Consider the following 19,815-nt stretch of genomic DNA (forward strand, 5'->3'; position numbering starts at 1 on the left):
AGGCGCTCGTGCGATCCTGTGAAGGTGCGCTATCGACTCATGAACGACTACAGCGCCGACTGGCCGCTCTGGCGGGACGACGGCGGAGCGCCGGATGGGGAGCCGCAGCTACCGGCGTGGCTCGAGGCAGACATCCGCCAATGGGCTGCCACGTTCAATTCGCTGTACTCCTACGAGACTGGCTGGCCCGATACAAGGACCCGCGATGAGCAGCGACTCAAGGGTGAGCGTCTGGCCGGGGCGATTGCTCGGGAACTGGGTCTGGGCGACTCAATCGTGTTCGCACACTGGGAAACGAACGTCGCCGGGCGGGAGTCCTAGGACGTGCCGGTGAGCCCGCCGATTCTCATCCTGAGCTCGGTCAGCGAAGGCTGGCCGCTGTCTCGGTAGCCGATCGGCTATCGAGATGCTTAAGGGTGGTTGGCAAGCCTTCGAGCTCTTCAGCGTGCCTGATCCGTGAGCGAAGGGTTCCGTGCACCCCTCCCGGCCTGATGTCTGGTTGACAGCGGACCCGCCGGGCAAGCTGGAGGGCTGAGTCCGTGTCTGGGTTCCGACCAACTGCCCCGTGACCTCAACGGGTGTACCTCGATTCGTCTTCGCATCGATCGTCCCCTCTGCGTACTCCGCAGGGAGCGTTCGTACCGCGCGCGTACCGTCTGCTGAGTCCGGTGCTGACGACGGCGCCGACGACCCGAACGGAGCAACCATGCGCGCAGTTGTCTACAACGGCCCCCACGACGTCAGTGTCCAGGATGTCCCGGATGCCAAGGTCGAACAGCCGACCGACATCCTGGTCAAGATCACCGCGACGAACATCTGCGGGTCCGATCTGCACATGTACGAGGGCCGGACCGACATCGAGACCGGCAGTGTGTTCGGACACGAGAACCTCGGCACCGTGATCGAGGTCGGCGACGGCGTGCAGAAGGTCCGGATCGGCGACCGGGTGGTCCTGCCGTTCAACGTCGCGTGCGGCTTCTGCAAGAACTGCGAGCGCGGGTGGTCGAGCTTCTGCCTGACCATGCAGCCGAACGAGGCCGCTGCCGGAGCCGCGTACGGCTACGCCGACATGGGCCCCTACCGCGGCGGCCAGGCCGAGTTGCTCCGCGTGCCGTTCGGCGACTACAACGCCCTCCGGCTCGGCGAGGACTCCGTTGAGAAGGAGAACGACTACACGATGCTCTCCGACATCTTCCCGACCGGCTGGCACGGAGCCGAGCTCGCCGGCGTGAAGCCAGGTGACACGGTCGTCGTCTACGGCGCCGGCCCCGTCGGGCTGATGGCAGCGCTGTCGGCGTCAATCAAGGGTGCCGCGCGGATCTTCGTCGTTGATCGTCAGGCGGACCGGCTGCGGCTCGCCGAGTCGATCGGTGCGATCGCGGTGGACGACTCCAAGGTCGACCCGGTGCAGGCGGTCCTCGATGCGACCCTCGGCCTCGGAGCCGATTGCGGCATCGAGGCTGTCGGTTACCAGGCCCACGATGACCAGGGCAATGAGCAGCCGAACCTCGTGCTCAATCGCCTCATCGCGTCGGTGCGGTTCACGGGCGGGATTGGCGTCGTCGGCGTCTACCTGCCGGAGGACCCGGGGGCGTCGGACGAGCTTGCGAAGAAGGGGCAGATCGCGCTGGACTACGGCACGTTCTTCTTCAAGGGCCAGCACATGGGTACCGGGCAGGCGCCCGTGAAGCGGTACAACCGTCAGCTGCGCGACCTGATCGCCGCGGGTAAGGCGGAGCCGTCGTTCATCGTCAGCCACAACCTCTCGCTCGAGGACGCCCCGAACGCTTACCAGCACTTCGACGCCCGCGACGATGGCTGGACCAAGGTCGTCCTGAACCCCTGAATTGGTGTGTGCGAGGGGCCGGCCGGGACGTGATCCCGACCGGCCCTTCTTGTCTCGTCGTTCACTTCGCCAAGCAACAGCGCATAGCCACCACAGCAGCAATGTCCGATAGCCGATCGGCTATCGGACACAGAATCGGACCCAGGAGTCGGAGGGCAGTTCCGGTCGACCGGGGACGTCTCGCTGCTCGAACGTGCATGACCGGTCGAGTTCAGTAGCAACCGTGCGCCAGAAGTTCGCTGCGACCTCGTTGCGGTCATGGAAGGCAACAGCCCACCAACCGGGGTGCGCGGCGGTCAGCTCTGTCACGGCTGCTCGTCCAATTTGAGAGCGTCGCGCCCCATGCACGATGAAGAAGCTACTGATCACGTGCTCCTTCGTGTCGAGTCCGCGGATGACCGCGAACCCGACCGGGTGCGGTCCGAGGTGGAGAATCTGCGCCGACCATCCCGGTTTGGAGAGGCCTGCATCGAGTCGTTCTTGGCGGAAGCGGCCGTGCTTGTCGGGGAGCGTGCCGGTGAAGGCGGTCATCTCGTGCCGGAACATGGTCCAGAGCTGTTCGAGCTCTGGGCGGTGTCGTTCGTCAGATGCGGTGATGGTCAGGGGCGTGGGAGTGCTCATACGAGAAAACCTCCGCCGTGGTCGGCGGAGGCTTCGTTGCCAACAAGCTATCACCCCTTCGATTCCCCATCGGCTAGCGGGCGGTCGGCTCGCGGTCAGCGGGACGGGCGTCGTGGTGCGAGGAGCAAGATCAAGAGCCACTCCCGTAGCCAATCAGGGGTGGTGGGCACCATCTCCCACAGCAAGCACCAATCCGTAGAGGGCCACGTCAGCCCGTCGCGGGTTGAGCGGAAGCGCGGAGCGGAGGGTTCCCTCGTGCAGGAAGCCCAGACGCTCAGCCACCGCACGACTCCGAGTGTTCATGACCGCAGTTCGGATCTCGATCCGCGCCAAGCCCTCCGAGTGTGCTTCCTTGATGAGGGCTTCGCATGCTCGGGTCACCACTCCACGCCCTTCGTGCGCAGCAGCGATCCAGAAGCCCAACTCTCCGATGCCGGCGTACCGGTCGAGGCGCAGCGATGCACTCCCGACGGCGTCGCGTCCGTGCATGATCACCGTGGGCAGGCTCGCTCCCTGCTCGTACGACGCTGCAGTGAACGCGGCGTACGACTGCGCGGACGCAAGGGTTTGATCCGCAGCAGCCCAGGGCTCCCAAGCGCGCAGGCGTGGCAACTCGCTGACAGTCAGTGCGTGCATCGCCTCCACCGTTGAACCGTCACGGAGAGCAAGGCGGTATTCATCGCCAAGTTCGTAGGGCAAGCGCACGGAAGGACGCTACTGCAACTTCCCGCGACGAACGCAAGCATTCACGGACGTGCGCGAGGTGATGGTCAATCACCAGCAGCGACCGCTAGTAGATTGCGAGCGGACGTGTCACTACGGTGAGGACATGACCGAGCGGTACGGCACCTCTGCCCAGACGGCGCGCGTGGATCGAGCGCGGGTGCACGCCTGGCTGAGTCAGCAGTCGTACTGGGCGCAAGGACGTTCCCGTGAGACACAAGACGCTGCCATCAAAGGATCGCGGAACTACGGCGTCTACAACGAGGACACCGGTGAGCAGGTCGCATACGCCCGAGTGGTGACTGACGGCGTGACCTTCGCGTGGCTTTGCGACGTCTTCGTCGCGCCGGAAGTACGTAGGCGAGGCGTGGGCAAAATGCTCATCGCTGCCGTCATCGACGACCTTGAACCTCTCGGTTTGAAGCGAACACTCCTGTCGACCGGGGATGCGCACGGCCTCTACGCGCAGTACGGCTTCCGACCCCTGGCTGAACCGTCGAATTTGATGGCGCGCGTCGGGTAGCCGATCGCCCACTGGGCACACCTAGGCTCGGGCTATGGGGATGAACAAGGATCAACGGCTGGCAGTGGTCGTCGGGAGCACGGTGACGATAGTCATGGGTCTCGGGGTAGCCATCTCGGCAGGACTTGGCCTGTTCGGTTCCTGATCGAACTACCTCACAAGCCGATCCTCGATCGCAGGGCGGGCGATAGCTTCGGGACATGCCGGTTTCTGAGTACGTGCGATCGCTGCGAGAGCAGGTGGGCAGCAGCTACCTCCTCCTTCCCGGCGTGACCGCGGTCGTCCGAGACGGCAATCGCTTCCTGGTAGCCCGCCAGCGCGACTCCGGACGGTGGAGCCTGATCGGTGGCGGCGTTGAACCCGGCGAAGAGCCGCGCGCCGCTCTGCAGCGCGAAGTGCGAGAAGAGCTCGGCGTCGACAGCAACATCATCCGGATCGTCGGCGCCTACGGCGGCATCCTTCTCGAGAACGTTTACCCCAATGGAGACCACGTTGGGTACGTGACGGTGGCATACCTCTGCTCACTTGATGCCGCGGCCTTCGCCCTCGACGAAGATGAAGTGCTCGAGACTCAGTGGGTGACACTCGCCGAGCTCAGTGAGCTGGATCATCACGAGTGGATCGAACAGGTGATGCGCGACGCTGTCCAATGACCGATCGGCTAGCGGGCGGTCCGACCGATTGTTCCTGAGGATCACGACAAGTGGTGCCGCGGCCCTCCTTCCGCGCAGAACCCGTGTCAGACGGTCGCGGCCGCGGGCTGTCCCTGCACACGCTCGGAAAGCGCGTCGATCCGGGCCACCACGTCGGCGGTGAGCTCGAGGTCGGCGGCCGCCACGTTCTCGGCCACCCGGGCCGGATTGCGCGATCCAGGGATCGGGACGAGGTCGCCGCGCTTCGCCATGACCCACGCCAGCGCGAGTTGCGAGAGCGGCACGCCCATGTCCGCAGCGATCGCGGCCAGCCCGTCCACGACGGCGACGTTGGCGTCGAAGTGCTCCGGCGCCCACCAGTCCAGCATGTGCCGGAGGTCGTCGGCCGGGTACGCGGAGCGCGGTCGGACCGCCCCGCTCAGGAAGCCGCGCGCCAGCGGTGAGTAGGCGACGACGCCGATGCCGAGTTCGTCCACGACCGGGAACAGCGCCTCGGACTCGCGCGCGAACACGGAGTACTCGGTCTGGAACGCCGAGATCGGGTGGACAACATTCGCCCGACGGAGCTGCTCGGCGTCGGTGTTCGAGAGGCCGAGGTACCGGACCTTGCCGGCATCGACGAACTCCTGCATGACGCCGACGACGTCCTCGATCGGCACCGCCGGGTCGTGCACGTGCTGGTAGAGCAGGTCGATGGAGTCGGTGCCGAGGTTCCGCAGGCTCGCCTCGACCACTTCGCGGACGTGCTCCGGACGTGAATCCGGCGTGTACGCACCGTGGGCGAAGCCGAACTTCGTCGCGATGGTGACCTCGTCGCGGATCGGGGCGAGCGCGCTGCCGAGCAGCCGTTCGCCGACGCCCCAGCCGTAGAGCTCGGCGGTGTCGAAGTGCGTGACACCGAGTTCGTGCGCCTGCCGGATCGCCGCGGTCGATTCCATGTCGTCACTCGGCCCGTAGGCAAACGCGGTGCCCATCGCGCCGTAGCCGATGGCGCTCACGACCAGTCCCTGGTCACCGAGAGAGCGCTGCTGCATGGTGGTTCCTTCCGTCGTGGAGCGATACTGGCACAATACGCCATTTTTGTCAGTGTCTGTCAAGTACGGCGTAGGGTGCCAGAACGGTAGACTGTTGCCGTGGTCGAGACGACGAGCGGGACGAGCCTCCGCGACATCACGCGCGACGCGGTGCGCTCCCGGATCGCGGCCGTCGCGGTGGCCCGGTTCGATGCCGACGGCTTCGACGAGGTGACCGTCGAGCAGATCGCGACGGAGGTCGGCATCTCCGCGCGGACGTTCCACCGTTACTTCCCCGGTAAGGAGGACGCCGTCATCGGTGACCCGGCTCGCCACCGGGACGACCTCACCGACGCCTTGCGCTCTCGCCCGGCTGACGAACCGGTATGGCAGGCGCTCCGCAACGCGTTCGTGACGATGCTCGAGCGGGGCGGTGACTCCGACGCCGGCCGTCGTTCAGTTCGGGTGATGCTGCGGACGCCCGCGCTCCGCGCACGTAACCTCGAGAAGCACATGACCTGGGCCGATGCCCTCGTGCCCCTCGTCGTCGAACGACTCCCCGGCGACGACGCCGAGCTCCGAGCCCAGACGCTCGTGCAGGCGGCGCTGGGCTGCTTCGACGTCGCCGTCAGCACCTGGGCCAGGGACGACTCCGCCGATGCCGACCCGGCCGATCTGCTGCATCGGGCCTTCCGCACACTCGATACTGCCCACTGACGCCGCTCAGAGACATTCTGGTCTGCACGACACAGAAGAATCAGCCTCACCCACCAGCACCAGTGCCGTATCGATAGACGATCGGCTAGCGGACGGGCTGGAATCAAGACCTCGCCGTCTGATGCTGGCTAAGTTCGTCTCATGAGGAAGTCCAAGTTCTGGCGTCCGGCGAGCGTTGCAACCGCATTCCTCGTGCTGGGTCTGGTGTGCCTACTGACGCCGATGCGGGCCGCGATCACGACCCACGGCTTTCCGACATGGATCCTCGGCGTCGGCCTTCTAGCCGCCGGCGTGGGCCTGTGGGTCGACGCGCTGATCGGCCGAGCTCGAGATCGCGATTGAGTCAAAGAGCTGGAGCATCCAACAGCGGTACTCAGGGTCGGTCAGCTCTGACCTCGACGTCGCATCCACGTATTGGACGACCATCGGTTATTAAGACGAATTCGCTTGAACTTGGGGCGGGGCGCACATCAACCTGCCGTTCGTTCCCGTAGAAGGGAACCCCGAAGCGCTAGGACTCCCACTCCGGGTCGTCGAGCCATTCGTTCGCGGCGCTCAGCGTGGCGGCGTGCGTGTATCCAATGAGCTCACCCAGGAACTCCGAGCTGTTGTAGCTGTCACCGATGGACCGCGCGCACCAGGAACCGTCATCGAGCTTGATCATCATGAAGATCGATTCCGCCCTCGTTCCTTCCGGCAGGGGCGCCGCCGTCAGCTCACCGACGAGGTCGCGCAGTGGCACGTGAGGCCGTTCTTCGTCAGAAGCCATCCTGGGTCCCGTCCTTCGATCCGCGTCGAGCCTAACTGGCGGCCCTCAGGCTCAATCACGCAAAGCGCCGTCTCTGGCTAGCGCGAATAAAGCGGCACTGCATGGCACCAAGGGTGTCTCGCTGAAGGATCGGCATACGAACCTCCCGGCGAGCAGGTGCCGAGCCGCTGAACTCGGCTGAGCCGGTGGCTCGGCACCTCTGGTGCGCTCACACGAGCTCCGAGAGATCCCTGGGCGGCGATGGCGTCTTCGGGTGCCTAAATGTTCCTTACGGGGTCTTCCTTGAAGCGGGCAATCTCGGCGCGCCACGCAGCCACTGCTGCTGCTGAGCGGGATCCACTGCGATACTCACCGAGACGAGCCCTGAGCTGCTCTACCCACCGATTGAACCTCAACACCACTTGGTTGCGTATTTGGCGGTCCGCCCGCGAACCCCTGCCTGCCTGTTCGTGCTTCCAGTTGGTCTTCGCTGCCGCGTACAAGACAGCACCCTTGTAATGCTCGTCGGAAAGCCAGCTGATCAACCACGGTTCGTCACGGGCGTCGGTGGCGTCGATAGCGCTCCTCAGCTTCGCGATCTGCGCAACCACCGCATCGCCTGCGGCGAAGTCAGCTTCGCGAAGAGCCAGCGGTCGGAGCGCTTCCTCGATTCCTTGCAAGGTCGCCACGTCACTCATCGGAGCCGGAACCTGCCTCGATGGTTGCATCAGCCGGTAGAATCGCCGCAGCGATCTTCTCCGCAATCGAGGAGATGTCGTCCCGCGCCGTCTCGAATCCAGCAAGATCCGGCAGGATCCCGCTGTACTCCTCGACCGCCTTGAAGTCGACTCCGTGCAGCACGGGGATCAGTGTCGATTTTCGAAGGAGAGCACCGAGCTCGCGCTCGGTCCAGAACCGACCGACGAGGTACGCAGGAGTGAGTAGCACGATCCCAGCTCGCGCCTTTCGGAGCCCCTGATCCATCTGAAGAGACTGGCTCTTGCCGGGAACGATCGCGACCTCGTCGAACCAGACCCGCACTCCTAGTACTTCGAGTGATGAGCGCAACGCTTCGGCGGCGTCAGCGCCATCGATCCGCGCGTAACTGAGGAAGACGTCCCACTCACGCTCGTCGCGCGAGACCAGCGATTCCTGGACACGATCAGCGAGCGCCTGCTCGGACGGCGTGTATCGCGGCCCAGATCCTGTTGACCGGAGTTGCTTCTGCAGGTCTCCCACCACGCGAGCGTTGTGCACGTTCACCCGGCGGACCTCCTGGTTGTGCGAGTTCACCTGCCGGTTGAACTGGTCGACCACTTTCTGATTGTGGGCGCGAACCTTCCGGTTATGGTCGTCGACTGCGCGTTGATTCTTGCGGTTGATCTCGTCGACCTGGCGCTTCACCTGAGCCTCGGCCTTCCGCTGGGCGGCCTGCAGGTCGCGCTTGAACTTGTTGGCGTCGAACTTCGCCATTGACGTTCTCCCTCCCAAGGATGCAGTAAGTCCTCGCTTTGGGGGACATCATGGCAGAGGCGGCCGACATTCTGAGGCAAAGGTCGAATGATGCTCATGACGAAGGTGTCCGTTAACCGGTCGCCGACCGGACTACACATCGGGCACTTCGTACAGCGGGAGACGCGGTAGGAGAGTCGTCTCACATACCTAGTCCGCTGATCGTCGCGCTGACCGGGCCCTATACGGACAGGCGGCCCGGCACAGTGTGCGGTCGTTCTTGGCTCTTGCCGGGCAAGCATTGACCTCGTCCACACTCCCCTACGGAGGCGACTCACAGCACTCTGAATTGTGCTGATAGGAGGCGCGCGCGCCGCTCTTCGGGCAGGGTGCCTGCTCGCTCCGATGCGCGCTGGTGTGCGACCCAGCGTGCGATGCTCGCCTCCTGAGTGTCGGTCGCTCGTCGACGAGGAGGCCGCTGTTCTCGGTTCCAGAACGCCTGATGCTGCTCGAGCCGTGCATCCCAGCGATCGTTCTGCGGCTCCCAGAGAAAGCCCGGGAGGACTTCCAGGCGTGCGCGTTGGTATTCGACCATCGCCGCACGCGTGGTCGGGCGGCGATGGTACGCGAGTTGATCGACGAGTCGCTGCTCCGATGTCCGAGGGCGAGGCCGTAGGGCACTGGCCAGCGGAAGTCGGCCGTTCGAATCGATGAAACCGTCCAGCTCGTGAAGCATCGTGATCCAACGGCGAACATGCGGTTCAGCACTGTCACCCTGCTGCACGTCGGCGAGGTAGAAGTCCACGCTTCGCCGCTGGGCTGTCGTGAGTTCGGCTGCGGGTAGAGCGGCGAGGGCTCTCCATCGGGCGTGCAGTTGCTCGAGCGCGCTGTTGTGTTCCGGCACGGGTTCCTTCCCGAGGCCGGATGTCGGCCTCGGGGGCCCTATGCGCGGACGGATCGCGGTTCGTGTCGACACCCCGCTGCAGACGGAACGGAGGCCAGAAACAGGACGACTTCCGTCGTCGAGATCACTACCGTTCCGGAGGTCTCACTACGGAAGGGCTGCACTTCGTGACCTCGGACTCCTCCTCGTCCTCGACCTCGTCCTCGACCTACACACCGTTGCTCGCGTTGCCGTGGTGGGATCGGATCGGGCCGTTTCTCACCGCGCTCGTAGAGGACGTCACCGCGGAGCTAGGGGTCGAGCCTCGGTCGCTGTACCCGTCCCTGACACCGTTCGTGTTGTGGTGTTGGCAGACCAAGGGGCTCGACCTGGACCGGCAGAAGATGTTCCGGCGAAGCCGTATCGAGAGCTTCGTCATCAATGGCATGCCGGGGATGAGCCGAGGAACGAAGAACACGGTGCGGGGCAAGCTGCTCCGCGTCAGCGAAGTCGTCATCACCGAGGTACCGACGTCGCCACTACGCGGCATCGGCAGGTCGACGCCGACCCCTCCCTACGACGCCAAGCAGCGGGCGGAGCTGTACTCCTGGGCCAGGACCCGCGGGACCGCTACTGCTCGCCGAGACGCAGACGTTCTGCTCGCTCTTGGGTTCGGCGCTGGACTTCCGACACGTGAACTGCTGGCGGTGCGACGTCAAGACGTCACGCTCGATGGCAGCGCCGTTCGAGTGCGGGACTCCCGCCGGCGGACAGTCCCCATCGTGGACGATTGGCAGCCGGTCCTCCGTCGAGCCATCGAGACTCTCGACCACGATGACTGGGTGTTCCGAGCCGGACGTCACTCGGCGGCATCTGGCCAAGTCGCTGACTTCGTCCGCCGGACCGCCACAGACCTCGACATCCGGCCCGCACGGATGCGCTCCACGTGGCTGTGCGGACGACTCGCCAAGAACACGCCCGTCGACACGCTGCTCTTGGAGTCAGGTGTTCAGACGTACGCCTCGCTCGACCGCTACCGGATGTTCCTTCCTCTGCACTAGCGGGAACTGGGCCCTTCCGATGGCCCAGGTCCGGAAGTCCCAGCTGGCTTGGACCGGCCCGCATAGGGGCCCTCGTGATCAAGAACACGACCAAGTTCCCGGCCCCGCGCTCGCCCCGACTGCAGCCGCCCATCGCCCCGACCGACGTTGCTGTGGCGAAGAAGATCGACGACGCCATCGAGAATTACATGCCCATCATCAACCGCGCCGCCTACGCGACCACAGGACCGCTCGTCCGCGAGGTGGTCCGTACCGTGGCGCCGACCACGTACGCGAACACACGTCGGCTGCTGTCGATGGTGGCGGGACTGGTCTCGTGGCGTTGGATGCACACCGGCTGCGAACTGACCCCGGAGCGTGTCTTCCGCGACTCCACGATCTCGCTGTACGTCAACACCGTCCTCAAGGGCCATTCTGCCGTATACCGATTCGATACCACCCGACACCTCGGCGCCGTCACGAACCGCCTCACGGGAGAGCGCACGAGCCGCCTCACGCCGCCCGCCGCTATGCGATTGGCGCCCTACACGAGCGCGGAGATGGCCCAGCTGCACTCGTGGCAGATCGCCCTCTCCACCGCGCAGGCGCGACGCAACGGCGCGACCCTCCTCGCGCTCGGTGCCGGGGCCGGTCTCACTCCGGCCGAGATCATCGCTGTGCGCGCCAGCGACATCGTCGTCGACGGTGATCGGCGTTGGGTCACCGTGCGCGGCGCTTCTGAGCGCAGCGTCCCGGTGAGTGCGAAGTGGATCCGCACGCTCGACCAGGCGCTTACGACTGACGAGGAGTTCCTCTTCCACGGCTACGAGTTCGAGGAGTACGCACCGCGCCCGATCCAGTCATTCATCAGCGCGCACCCGGGACCAGTTCGACTGACCCCGACGCGTCTCCGCTTCGGATGGATCGTCGGCCTCCTCAACGCGAACGTTCCGCTCGACGTCATCGCGGAAGTCGCCGGCTTCACCTCACTTACCTCGATCGCCGACTACTACGCCCACGCATCCTCGACGAACATCGACGACTACCTCGACGCCATCACGGGCATCTCGGGAGCTTCCCGATGAGCGGCCACGGCATCAGCAACGGTGAGGCGATGCGGTTCTTCGAGACAGACGGCCGCAAGAACCCGTCGGTGCAGGAAAGCTCGGTCTAAGACATCGCGAAGGAGAAGACCTTCTCGAAGATCCGCCTCCGCGAGAACGAGATCGCAGATACCCGCTCTGGTTTCTCCGTCTTCAACCGAAAGACCGTCAAGCTCGCCAAGGCTCGACTCAAAGCCACCGGAGTCATGGACGCCTACGCCATTTGGCGCCATGAGGAGGGTTTCCGGAAGTCAAACGGTGGCGCACCCGCGCTCATCTCCGTCGAAAACTTGCTCATCGGATGGATGCTCGTGACCACTGCCGGTCAGCCGCAACTGATCCTCCAGATCGGTTCCGTCTTCTACGGCATGCTCACCGACGGAGCTCGCGAAGGGCTCGGCCTCCCCAAGCCGAACAGCAAGAAGTCCCTCATGAAGGTCGAGAACTGGCAGCAGAACGTCGGCAACGCTCACCGGCGCTTCATCGCCATCGTCGACCCCCACCTCGGAGAAGACCGCTACACGGCAAAGACAGTCGAGGAGAACGCCGCGACGATGGAGAACCTCGACAAGGAGCGGGAAGCTATCGGCAAGGCGCGCCTCGCTGAGTTCATGACCCGGTTCCTCACCATGTCGTTCTACCTCCAGCCCCGCGCCATCCGCAACGCACCCAAGCGTAAAGAGGTTGACGTCAGCTTCGACGGAACCCACATGACTTCCCCTCTGACGACGGGCATGTCGCACAACAAGGACAAGATCGCCAAGCGCGTTGAGAAGGACCGTGTATTGGCAGCCGCCGGTAAGCCCCGCTCCGGCCCGGTGTCCCCGTTCGCGGCATGGAAGGTCACCGAGACCTCGAAGCGCATCGACGCTCCCCGGGTCAGATGGCGCAGTACGAGACTGAGGAGGACTACCTCTGGGGGTGGAACGCCACGCTCGCCCGACGCGTATTCCTCAGGCCGGACGACCGATGCAAGGCTCCGCAGCTCATCCTCGGAGCTACCTTGAGCATCCCGGGCAGTGGCAACGTCGAAGCCGCTGCTTTCGTCCTCGAACAGGTCGTTCGCGCGGGGCACCTGCCTGGCATCGCGGACGCCGACATGGAGTACTTCGCCAACGCCACACCGGAGCGGCTCTACGACCCGGTTCGAGCACTCGGCTGGGAAGCAAGCACTGAGTGGCGCGACGACCGTCTCGGGCCTCGAGGCGGGTACGCCGGCGCGATCTTCATCGAAAGCGCTGCCTACTGCCCTGCAATGCTCATGTCGCTCCAGATGGCCAGTAAGCACGTCAAGGACGGCGAGATCGATGAGATCACGTACCGTGCGCGCATCGACGAACGGGAAAAGTGGGAGGTGCGGCCGAAAGCACGTCCAAACGCCGACGGCAGCATCACCATGATGTGCCCGGCTTCCGGCGACAGCCCCCGCATCAAGTGCCCGCTCAAGAAGATTCGAGCACGGGTACCCGAGGAAAAGCTCCTGACGATGGACGAGGTGGACCCGAGCGAGCCCGGTTACCCGGTCGGCGACGACCTTCCGCTCATCTGCTGCCAGGACTCCGTCAAGTTCCCGAAGGAGAACCTCCCGCCGCTCACCCAAGCTCTCCGGTACAAGTCCCGCGAGTGGAGCGATTTCCACGGCTACGCGCGCAACCTCATCGAGAACGGAAACTCGATGCTCAAGGCTCCGAAGTACGGGTCCCTGCACGACCACCTCAACAGGCAGTCTCGCGGCTTCGCATCCGGCTACGTGTTCCTGACGTTCCTGCTCGTCGCGCTCAACATCAAGCAGATCTGCGACTTCTTGAAGGCGAAGGAGATCGAAGACCGCCGAGCAGCCGAGAACCGTCCCCCTCGCAAACCGCCGATCCTGCGTCGCAGAGACCGCGAGTTCTTCAACGAGTACACCGGCACTCTCCCGGGTGGAGCGCCGGACATCGAGGTCCGCCAGGCACGAGCCAAAGCACGACGGGAGAAGGCGGCGGTGGTAGCCGCCGCGAGAGCGGCCGCCACGAAGAGCAGTCGATTCAAGCGAGCGAAGGCGGGAGCCGACATCGCCTGGACCCGGAGGCCCAGGACAACGAGGAGAAGCCCGCAGCCATAAGGCTGCGGGCCTCTCCTCGTTGTTGAGTTCTTAAGACAGTTCTTAAGACGCCCCTTCGGTCGGGCTGACAGGATTTGAACCTGCGACCCCTTGACCCCCAGTCAAGTGCGCTACCAAGCTGCGCCACAGCCCGTGAGCCCCGAGGGGCTCGGAACCTCGTCACCGGAGCTCCACCACCCGCGTCCGACCGGAGCGTGAGCAGCCCGTCAAGCATAGCGGACCCGGGACCGTGCTCGTGCCACGGCGCGTCGCCACTCGACTCAGCGCCGCGGCGGCCGCACGACCTCGCGGTCCTTCGCCAGCCAGGGCAGTGCGAACCCGACGAGCAGCCCGCCGAGGCCGTCCGCCGCCAGGTCGCCGATCGTGTCGTCGTACCCGACGTAGATCCGCGAGTCGACGAACTCGTGCCCGAGCCACTCCCCCATCTCCCACACCGAGCCGATGGCCAGGCCGGCGCAGAACACCAAGACGGCGACCGACACCCGACCGGCGTCGGGTGCGTGCGGCACGAGTCGCATGTCGGCGGCGACGACCGCGAGCAACGCCGCGAGCAGACCGGTCAGCACGACGTGGATCAGCTTGTCCCAGAGGAACACCGAGGTGTACCACTCGAGCGCGCTCGACCACCCGGCGACGAGCACGAGCACGCAGACGGCCACGTCGAACACGGGTCGGAGTCCGAGCATCCGCGGCAGCACGACGCCGAACAGCGCGAGCGACATCACCGCGAACGAGGTCGCGCCCCACCCGACGGTGGCGACGGGCACGCTCACGAGCGTGAGCAGCCGGACGACGTCGGCGGCCAGGAACCGCCGACGGAGGAACGTGGTCCCCAGGGTCGCGATCACGAGGCCCACCGCACGACGGCGTGGACGGCGGCGTGGTCGGACGGCCAGACACCGCCGGGCCGCCGGACCGACACCGCGACCCGGTCCACCACCGCGTCGGTGGTCACGAGCACGCCGTCGATGCGCCGGCCCCCGACACGCGGACGCCCGTAGTGCGGGTACGTCCCGTACGGCTCCCCCACCTGCCGGGAGGCACGGTCCCAGCTGTCGACGACACCCGCCTCCGCCAGTGCTCGCCAGGGCGCCGACCCGGCCGGGCAGTTCCAGTCGGCCATGACGACGGCGGGCAGCCCCCGCTCGCGGACGATCCGTCCGAGCAGCTCTGCGCCGCGCACCCGCGCCCAGGGTGAGGCGACGTCGAGGTGCGTGGCGATCGCGGTGAAGTCCCGGCCGGTGGCGCGGTCGTGCACGACGGCACCGACGGCGTGCCGGGGGAACGCGGTCGCCCACGACCGCGAGCCGGGCCGGGAGGGCGTCCGGGACAACGCCCAGGTCCGCCGCTCGACCACGTCGAGCCGCTCGCGGTCGAGGAACAGCCCGACCGCCTCGCCACCGCCGCGTGCCCCGCGGCCGACGACCACGGGCTCCCAACGCGACCCCACGGCGGCGGTGAGGTCCGCGGTCTGGGTGGGCAGGGCCTCCTGGACGGCGAGCACGGTGGGTCCCTCGGAGGTGACGAGCGCGGCCACGGCGTCGCGTCGACGCTCCCACGCGTCCGGGTGACCGGCGGGACGCGGAACGCGACGTCTGAGATTGAGGGTCGTGCAGTGCACCTCGGGTGCGACCACGCCCCCGATGATCGGGCGGTCGTCGTCCGGTGCTGCTGGCATGGCTCCTGTCTACGAGACGACACCCGTCGCGTTCACAGGGACTCGTCCGGCGGGTCCGTAGGGTGGCCCGATGCGTTCCGGCCCTCCCACCCGTGTCCTGCTTGCGCTCTCGGTCTCCGGGCTGCTGCTCGGTGCCGCCGGGTGCACGTCCTCGGAGCCCGCGCCGACCGTGGCGGAACTCGCGGAGCAGCCGGCCGGATCGGTGTCCGTCGCCGCGCAGCGCGACCCGTCCGCGCGGTCGGTGGCGACCAGCCGCGCGCTGTTCGCGTCGGCTCCGGGGGCGGTCGTCGCGCCTCCTGACGACGCCGGTGCGGTGCGGCAGGCGGCGAGCGCCGCCCGCACCGCCCACGTGCCCGTCCTGCTCACGGACGGCGACGGTGGCGACGTCGCCCGTGAGCTGCGCCGGCTCGGCGCGGACTGGTACCAGGCCGAGGGCGACGTGACGGTCGACACCGACGTCCCGGAGCGGGACGCGCCGGACCAGGGTGACGCGCCGGAGACGGGTGGTGCCTCCCGGCCGGCGACCGTGGTGGTGGCGGACCGCGCCCCGGACGCGGCTGCCGTGGCGACGGCGCAGGCGGCCGGTGCCCGCGTGGTCGTGATGCCGGACGGTGTCACGGACCCCGCCGCGGCGCCCGACGTCGTGACGGCCCTGCACGAGCGAGCCGGGCACCCGACGGTCCTGGTCGGGACCGCGTTCGGCGACCTGCCGGACCCGGGGTGGACGGTGCGCGCCGCGGCGAGCGGGTGGCAGCTGCCGCACGGCGGACAGCGGCCCTTCGACGGGCACCGGTACGTCGCGCTGTACGGCGCGCCCGGAGCGCCGGTGCTCGGCGTCCTCGGCGAGCAGGACCCCGCGGCCACGGTCCGTCGCGCGGAGGCCACGGCGGAGCAGTACGACGGCCTCGGCGACGAACCCGTCACGCCCGCGATGGAGGTCATCGCGACCGTCGCGGCCGGCGACGCCGGAGCGGACGGCGACTACTCGACCGAACTCCCGGTGTCGACGCTCGAACCGTACGTCGACGCGGCGCACGACGCGGGGATGCCGGTGATCCTCGACCTGCAGCCCGGCCGGTCCGACTTCCTGTCGCAGGCGAAGCGGTACGAGTCGCTGCTCAGGAAGCCGGGCGTGTGGCTCGCGCTCGACCCGGAGTGGCGGTTGACCGCGGACCAGGTGCCGCTGCGGCAGATCGGGAGCGTGTCGGCGTCCGAGGTGAACGCCGTGTCGTCGTGGCTCGCCGACCTCGTGCGGAGCGAGGGGCTGCCGCCGAAGGCGCTCGTGCTGCACCAGTTCCGGCTGTCGATGATCCAGGACCGGGCCTCGCTGGCGTCCCACCCGGAGCTCGACCTGCTCGTCCACGTGGACGGCCAGGGGTCGCAGCCCGACAAGCAGGCGACGTGGGAGGCGCTGCACCAGGACGCCCCGGCGGGCGTGCACTGGGGCTGGAAGAACTTCTACGACGAGGACACGCCCATGCTGTCGCCCGAGCAGACGATGGACCAGGTGCAGCCGACGCCGTCGTTGATCACGTACCAGTAGCGGTCTTCTCCTCCACAGCCGGGAGGGACGGGGCGTGTCGCGTCGGCGGGTGCTGACAGCATGGGGGCATGTCTGGTCTCGGTGTCGGTTCGTCCGTCGGCTCGCCTGTTCCCGCGACGGCTCCGCCGTCCGCCGAGATCGCCGCGGAGGCGCAGGAGGCCCTCGCCGCCCTGACCGGGCGGCCGGACGCGGTCTTCCACCCCGGCCAGCTCGAGGCGATCTCGGCGCTCGTCGAGCACCGGCAGCGCGCGCTCGTCGTGCAGCGGACCGGGTGGGGCAAGTCGGCGGTGTACTTCCTCGCGACGCTGCTCCTCCGGCGCCGAGGGGGCGGTCCGACGGTGCTCGTCTCCCCGCTGCTCGCCCTCATGCGCGACCAGGTGGCGGCGGCGGCGCGAGCGGGCGTACGGGCGGTGTCGATCAACTCCGCGAACGCGCACGAGTGGTCGGACACGCAGGCCGCCCTCGCGCGCGACGAGGTCGACGTGCTCCTCGTCTCCCCGGAGCGGCTCAACAACCCGCGGTTCCGCGACGAGCAGCTGCCGACGCTGATCGCGCGGATGGGGATGCTCGTCGTCGACGAGGCGCACTGCATCTCGGACTGGGGCCACGACTTCCGGCCGGACTACCGCCGGCTCGCCGAGCTCATCCGGTCGCTCCCGCACGGGGTCCCCGTCCTCGCGACGACCGCGACGGCGAACGAGCGGGTGGTCGAGGACGTCGCCGAGCAGCTCACGGCCGGTTCGGACGCCCCGGTCTTCACCATCCGCGGATCGCTGGCCCGGGCGTCGCTGCGGCTCGGCGTCCTGACGCTGCCGGACGCCCGGCAGCGCCTCGGGTGGCTGCTCGCGCACCTCGGCGACCTGCCCGGCAGCGGCATCATCTACACGCTCACGGTGTCCGGGGCCGAGGACATCGCCCGGCTCCTGCGCGAGAACGGGTACGCCGTGCGCGCGTACACGGGGCGGACCGACACCGAGGAACGCGAGCAGCTCGAGCAGCAGCTCAAGGGCAACGAGCTCAAGGCGCTCGTCGCCACGAGCGCGCTCGGCATGGGCTTCGACAAGCCGGACCTCGGGTTCGTCGTGCACGTCGGTGCGCCCTCGTCGCCGGTCGCGTACTACCAGCAGATCGGTCGCGCCGGCCGTGCCACCGACAACGCCGACGTCCTGCTCCTGCCCGGGCGCGAGGACCGCGAGATCTGGCAGTACTTCGCCAGTGCCTCCATGCCGACCGAGGCGCGGGCGTCGGCCGTGCTGTCGGCCCTGTCCACCGACACGGCGATGTCGACCGTCGCGCTCGAGGGGCTCGTCGACATCAAGCGGTCGACGCTCGAACTGCTCCTCAAGGTCCTCGACGTCGACGGTGCCGTCCACCGGGTGGCCGGCGGATGGGTGTCGACCGGGCAGCCGTGGCAGTACGACGCCGCGCGGTACGAGCGGGTCGCCGCGGCGCGTGAGGCCGAGGCGTCCTCGATGCTCACCTACGAGTCGACCTCAGCGTGCCGGATGCAGCTCCTGCAGCAGGACCTCGACGACCCGTCCGCCGAGCCCTGCGGCCGCTGCGACAACTGCGCCGGCGTCTGGTACCCGATCTCGATCTCGGACTCGGACACCTCCGGTGCGGCCGCCGCGCTCGACCGGGTCGGCGTCGAGATCGCGCCGCGCGCGCAGTGGCCCTCGGGCATGTCGTCGCTCGGCGTGGCCGTGAAGGGCCGGATCCCCGCGGGCGAGCTCGTCGAGCCGGGCCGCGCCGTCGCCCGGCTCACCGACCTCGGCTGGGGCGGTCCCCTACGCGCGCTGTTCGCCGCGTCGACGCCGGACGGCCCCGTCTCGCGCGAGCTCGTCGACGGGTGCATCCGGGCGCTCAAGGACTGGCCGTGGGCGGAGCGGCCGACCGGGGTCGTGGCGATGTCGTCGCGGTCTCGGCCGGAGCTCGTCGGGTCGCTGGCGCAGGCACTGTCGTCGATCGGGCGCCTGCAGTTCCTCGGGACGCTCGGGCGGAACGGCGGGGAGCCCCGAGGGGACGGCGCGACGAACAGCGCCTACCGGTTGGCCGGGGTGTGGGACACGTTCGTGGTCGACCCGGCGCTGGCGGCGGCGCTGGGGTCGCACCAGGGGCCGGTGCTGCTCGTGGACGACCTGGTGGACAGCAGGTGGACGATGACCGTCGCCGGGCGGGAGCTCCGCCGTGCGGGGGCGGCGGCCGTGCTGCCGTTCGCGCTCGCCACGGTCGCCTGACACCGAGCTCCGGCGTCAGGCCCCGTCGGTCGGGCTCCGCCGGTCAGGCGGCGGCGATCGCGTCGAGTTCGGCGAGTGCGTCCGACGGCAGGGCGATGCCCGCGCCGGCGACGTTCGCGCGGAGGTGCTCCACCGAGGACGTCCCGGGGATGAGCAGGATGTTCGGCGAGCGCTGCAGCAGCCACGCGAGCGCCACCGACAGCCGCGACTCCCCCAGACGCTCGGCGACGGCGTCGAGTGCGCCGGACTGGATCGGCGAGAACCCGCCGAGCGGGAAGTACGGCACGTAGGCGATGCCCTCGGCCGCGGTGTGGTCCACCATGGCGTCGTCCTCGCGTCGGGCGACGTTGTAGGAGTTCTGCACGCACACGATCGGCGCGATGGTCCGCGCCTCAGCGAGCTGCTCGGCGTCCACCGTCGACAGGCCGAGGTGCCCGATGAGGCCCTGCTGCTGGAGTGCGGCGAGCGCCTCCACCTGCGGCGCGATGCTGCCCGGTTCGGGAGCGTCGACGCCACCCATGCGCAGGTTCACCACGTCGAGCCGTTCGAGACCGAGGGTGCGCAGGTTGTCGTGCACCTGCTCGACGAGCTCGTGCGGCTCGCGGGCGTGCGGCCAGTTCCCCGCGGCGTCGCGTCGGGCGCCGACCTTCGTCACGACGTGCAGCTCGTCCGGGTACGGGTGCAGGGCCTCGCGGATGATCTCGTTGGTGACGTGCGGGCCGTAGAAGTCGGACGTGTCGATGTGGGTGATGCCGAGTTCCACCGCGGTGCGGAGGACCCGGACGGCCCCGTCACGGTCGGCGGGCGGGCCGAACACGCCGGGGCCGGCGAGCTGCATGGCGCCGTAGCCGATCCGGGTCAGGTGGAGGTCGTCAGCGAGGCGGAAGGTGCCGCCGGGGAGGGTCGTCGTGCTCATGCCCACCACGATGCG

The 19,815-nt window shown here is 67.8% G+C and carries 21 protein-coding genes and 1 tRNA gene; 11 read left to right on the forward strand and 11 right to left on the reverse strand.

Annotation, left to right across the window (positions count from 1 at the left end; all coding sequences use genetic code 11):
* Positions 1 to 39: 39 nt before the first annotated feature.
* A complete protein-coding gene (locus Cus16_RS12645) occupies positions 40 to 321 on the forward strand; it encodes a hypothetical protein (protein WP_069713002.1) in 282 nt (93 codons plus the stop codon).
* Positions 322 to 706: 385 nt separating this feature from the next.
* Positions 707 to 1,846, forward strand: a complete 1,140-nt coding sequence (locus Cus16_RS12650) for a glutathione-independent formaldehyde dehydrogenase (protein WP_069713003.1) — start codon at positions 707 to 709, stop codon at positions 1,844 to 1,846.
* A 120-nt stretch (positions 1,847 to 1,966) separates the two neighbouring features.
* Here the strand turns inward: Cus16_RS12650 and Cus16_RS16070 are convergent, their stop codons facing one another.
* Together Cus16_RS16070 and Cus16_RS12655 are read right to left on the reverse strand one after the other, a co-directional pair.
* Entirely contained in the window at positions 1,967 to 2,467 is a 501-nt protein-coding gene (locus Cus16_RS16070) for a GNAT family N-acetyltransferase (protein ID WP_083263944.1), read from the reverse strand.
* Positions 2,468 to 2,620: 153 nt separating this feature from the next.
* Positions 2,621 to 3,172: a GNAT family N-acetyltransferase gene (locus tag Cus16_RS12655; RefSeq protein WP_141718973.1), complete on the reverse strand. Its 552-nt coding sequence runs from the start codon at positions 3,170 to 3,172 to the stop codon at positions 2,621 to 2,623.
* 124 nt (positions 3,173 to 3,296) lie between these two features.
* Here Cus16_RS12655 and Cus16_RS12660 point away from each other — a divergent pair, with 124 nt between their 5' ends.
* The gene (locus Cus16_RS12660) at positions 3,297 to 3,713 is read left to right on the forward strand and encodes a GNAT family N-acetyltransferase (RefSeq protein WP_069713005.1); all 417 of its coding nucleotides are present in this window, start codon (positions 3,297 to 3,299) and stop codon (positions 3,711 to 3,713) included.
* Between the two features lie 200 nt (positions 3,714 to 3,913).
* On the forward strand, positions 3,914 to 4,366 hold the full coding sequence (locus tag Cus16_RS12665) for an NUDIX domain-containing protein (protein WP_069713006.1): 453 nt from the start codon (positions 3,914 to 3,916) through the stop codon (positions 4,364 to 4,366).
* Between the two features lie 86 nt (positions 4,367 to 4,452).
* Here Cus16_RS12665 and Cus16_RS12670 read toward each other — a convergent pair whose 3' ends face one another.
* On the reverse strand, positions 4,453 to 5,400 hold the full coding sequence (locus Cus16_RS12670) for an aldo/keto reductase (protein ID WP_069713007.1): 948 nt from the start codon (positions 5,398 to 5,400) through the stop codon (positions 4,453 to 4,455).
* A 99-nt stretch (positions 5,401 to 5,499) separates the two neighbouring features.
* On the opposite strand from Cus16_RS12670, the gene Cus16_RS12675 reads away from it, so the two are divergent.
* Both Cus16_RS12675 and Cus16_RS16420 read left to right on the forward strand, forming a co-directional pair.
* On the forward strand, positions 5,500 to 6,096 hold the full coding sequence (locus Cus16_RS12675) for a TetR family transcriptional regulator (protein ID WP_069713008.1): 597 nt from the start codon (positions 5,500 to 5,502) through the stop codon (positions 6,094 to 6,096).
* A 141-nt stretch (positions 6,097 to 6,237) separates the two neighbouring features.
* Positions 6,238 to 6,438, forward strand: coding sequence for a hypothetical protein (locus Cus16_RS16420; protein ID WP_141718974.1), 201 nt, complete (start codon positions 6,238 to 6,240; stop codon positions 6,436 to 6,438).
* Between the two features lie 169 nt (positions 6,439 to 6,607).
* Here Cus16_RS16420 and Cus16_RS12680 read toward each other — a convergent pair whose 3' ends face one another.
* The 4 genes from Cus16_RS12680 to Cus16_RS16430 all read right to left on the reverse strand — a co-directional run bounded on the left by Cus16_RS12680 (position 6,608) and on the right by Cus16_RS16430 (position 9,101).
* Positions 6,608 to 6,865 (reverse strand): hypothetical protein, encoded by a 258-nt coding sequence (locus Cus16_RS12680; protein WP_069713009.1) that lies wholly within the window; start codon positions 6,863 to 6,865, stop codon positions 6,608 to 6,610.
* A gap of 257 nt (positions 6,866 to 7,122) precedes the next feature.
* Positions 7,123 to 7,533: a hypothetical protein gene (locus tag Cus16_RS16425; RefSeq protein ID WP_141718975.1), complete on the reverse strand. Its 411-nt coding sequence runs from the start codon at positions 7,531 to 7,533 to the stop codon at positions 7,123 to 7,125.
* 1 nt (position 7,534) lies between these two features.
* The gene (locus tag Cus16_RS12685) at positions 7,535 to 8,317 is read right to left on the reverse strand and encodes a toll/interleukin-1 receptor domain-containing protein (RefSeq protein WP_069713010.1); all 783 of its coding nucleotides are present in this window, start codon (positions 8,315 to 8,317) and stop codon (positions 7,535 to 7,537) included.
* 313 nt (positions 8,318 to 8,630) lie between these two features.
* Positions 8,631 to 9,101, reverse strand: coding sequence for a helicase associated domain-containing protein (locus Cus16_RS16430; protein ID WP_141718976.1), 471 nt, complete (start codon positions 9,099 to 9,101; stop codon positions 8,631 to 8,633).
* Between the two features lie 266 nt (positions 9,102 to 9,367).
* Between Cus16_RS16430 and Cus16_RS12690 the strand changes: the two genes are divergently transcribed.
* From Cus16_RS12690 to Cus16_RS12705, 3 genes are all read left to right on the forward strand, one after another.
* Complete coding sequence (locus Cus16_RS12690; RefSeq protein ID WP_069713011.1) at positions 9,368 to 10,240, forward strand: hypothetical protein; 873 nt, start codon at positions 9,368 to 9,370, stop codon at positions 10,238 to 10,240.
* A gap of 74 nt (positions 10,241 to 10,314) precedes the next feature.
* Positions 10,315 to 11,304, forward strand: a complete 990-nt coding sequence (locus Cus16_RS12695) for a tyrosine-type recombinase/integrase (protein ID WP_141718977.1) — start codon at positions 10,315 to 10,317, stop codon at positions 11,302 to 11,304.
* A gap of 901 nt (positions 11,305 to 12,205) precedes the next feature.
* Entirely contained in the window at positions 12,206 to 13,426 is a 1,221-nt protein-coding gene (locus tag Cus16_RS12705) for a hypothetical protein (protein WP_141718978.1), read from the forward strand.
* Positions 13,427 to 13,485: 59 nt separating this feature from the next.
* Here Cus16_RS12705 and Cus16_RS12710 read toward each other — a convergent pair.
* From Cus16_RS12710 to Cus16_RS12720, 3 genes are all read right to left on the reverse strand, one after another.
* A tRNA-Pro gene (locus Cus16_RS12710) sits at positions 13,486 to 13,559 on the reverse strand.
* 127 nt (positions 13,560 to 13,686) lie between these two features.
* Positions 13,687 to 14,274, reverse strand: a complete 588-nt coding sequence (locus Cus16_RS12715; RefSeq protein ID WP_069713041.1) for a hypothetical protein — start codon at positions 14,272 to 14,274, stop codon at positions 13,687 to 13,689.
* A complete protein-coding gene (locus Cus16_RS12720) occupies positions 14,271 to 15,104 on the reverse strand; it encodes an endonuclease/exonuclease/phosphatase family protein (RefSeq protein WP_069713015.1) in 834 nt (277 codons plus the stop codon). Before Cus16_RS12720 ends, Cus16_RS12715 begins: the two co-directional genes overlap by 4 nt.
* 70 nt (positions 15,105 to 15,174) lie before the next feature.
* Between Cus16_RS12720 and Cus16_RS12725 the strand changes: the two genes are divergently transcribed.
* Positions 15,175 to 16,647, forward strand: coding sequence for a hypothetical protein (locus tag Cus16_RS12725; protein WP_069713016.1), 1,473 nt, complete (start codon positions 15,175 to 15,177; stop codon positions 16,645 to 16,647).
* A 68-nt stretch (positions 16,648 to 16,715) separates the two neighbouring features.
* Positions 16,716 to 18,884, forward strand: coding sequence for a RecQ family ATP-dependent DNA helicase (locus Cus16_RS12730; RefSeq protein WP_223246613.1), 2,169 nt, complete (start codon positions 16,716 to 16,718; stop codon positions 18,882 to 18,884).
* A gap of 43 nt (positions 18,885 to 18,927) precedes the next feature.
* Here the strand turns inward: Cus16_RS12730 and Cus16_RS12735 are convergent, their stop codons facing one another.
* Positions 18,928 to 19,800, reverse strand: coding sequence for an oxidoreductase (locus Cus16_RS12735; RefSeq protein WP_069713017.1), 873 nt, complete (start codon positions 19,798 to 19,800; stop codon positions 18,928 to 18,930).
* Positions 19,801 to 19,815: the final 15 nt, after the last annotated feature.

Source organism: Curtobacterium sp. ER1/6, assembly GCF_001742745.1.
GTDB lineage: Bacteria > Actinomycetota > Actinomycetes > Actinomycetales > Microbacteriaceae > Curtobacterium > Curtobacterium citri.

What these genes read in the sequence shown, in the direction of transcription:
- Cus16_RS12705 (WP_141718978.1), top strand. Translation starts at nt 12,206, where the DNA reads ATGGCGCAGTACGAGACTGAGGAGGACTACCTCTGGGGGTGGAACGCC.
- Cus16_RS12670 (WP_069713007.1), bottom strand. Translation starts at nt 5,400, where the DNA reads ATGCAGCAGCGCTCTCTCGGTGACCAGGGACTGGTCGTGAGCGCCATC.
- Cus16_RS12730 (WP_223246613.1), top strand. Translation starts at nt 16,716, where the DNA reads ATGTCTGGTCTCGGTGTCGGTTCGTCCGTCGGCTCGCCTGTTCCCGCG.
- Cus16_RS12665 (WP_069713006.1), top strand. Translation starts at nt 3,914, where the DNA reads ATGCCGGTTTCTGAGTACGTGCGATCGCTGCGAGAGCAGGTGGGCAGC.
- Cus16_RS16070 (WP_083263944.1), bottom strand. Translation starts at nt 2,467, where the DNA reads ATGAGCACTCCCACGCCCCTGACCATCACCGCATCTGACGAACGACAC.
- Cus16_RS12685 (WP_069713010.1), bottom strand. Translation starts at nt 8,317, where the DNA reads ATGGCGAAGTTCGACGCCAACAAGTTCAAGCGCGACCTGCAGGCCGCC.
- Cus16_RS16420 (WP_141718974.1), top strand. Translation starts at nt 6,238, where the DNA reads ATGAGGAAGTCCAAGTTCTGGCGTCCGGCGAGCGTTGCAACCGCATTC.
- Cus16_RS12735 (WP_069713017.1), bottom strand. Translation starts at nt 19,800, where the DNA reads ATGAGCACGACGACCCTCCCCGGCGGCACCTTCCGCCTCGCTGACGAC.
- Cus16_RS12660 (WP_069713005.1), top strand. Translation starts at nt 3,297, where the DNA reads ATGACCGAGCGGTACGGCACCTCTGCCCAGACGGCGCGCGTGGATCGA.
- Cus16_RS12650 (WP_069713003.1), top strand. Translation starts at nt 707, where the DNA reads ATGCGCGCAGTTGTCTACAACGGCCCCCACGACGTCAGTGTCCAGGAT.
- Cus16_RS12680 (WP_069713009.1), bottom strand. Translation starts at nt 6,865, where the DNA reads ATGGCTTCTGACGAAGAACGGCCTCACGTGCCACTGCGCGACCTCGTC.
- Cus16_RS12725 (WP_069713016.1), top strand. Translation starts at nt 15,175, where the DNA reads ATGCGTTCCGGCCCTCCCACCCGTGTCCTGCTTGCGCTCTCGGTCTCC.
- Cus16_RS12720 (WP_069713015.1), bottom strand. Translation starts at nt 15,104, where the DNA reads ATGCCAGCAGCACCGGACGACGACCGCCCGATCATCGGGGGCGTGGTC.
- Cus16_RS12645 (WP_069713002.1), top strand. Translation starts at nt 40, where the DNA reads ATGAACGACTACAGCGCCGACTGGCCGCTCTGGCGGGACGACGGCGGA.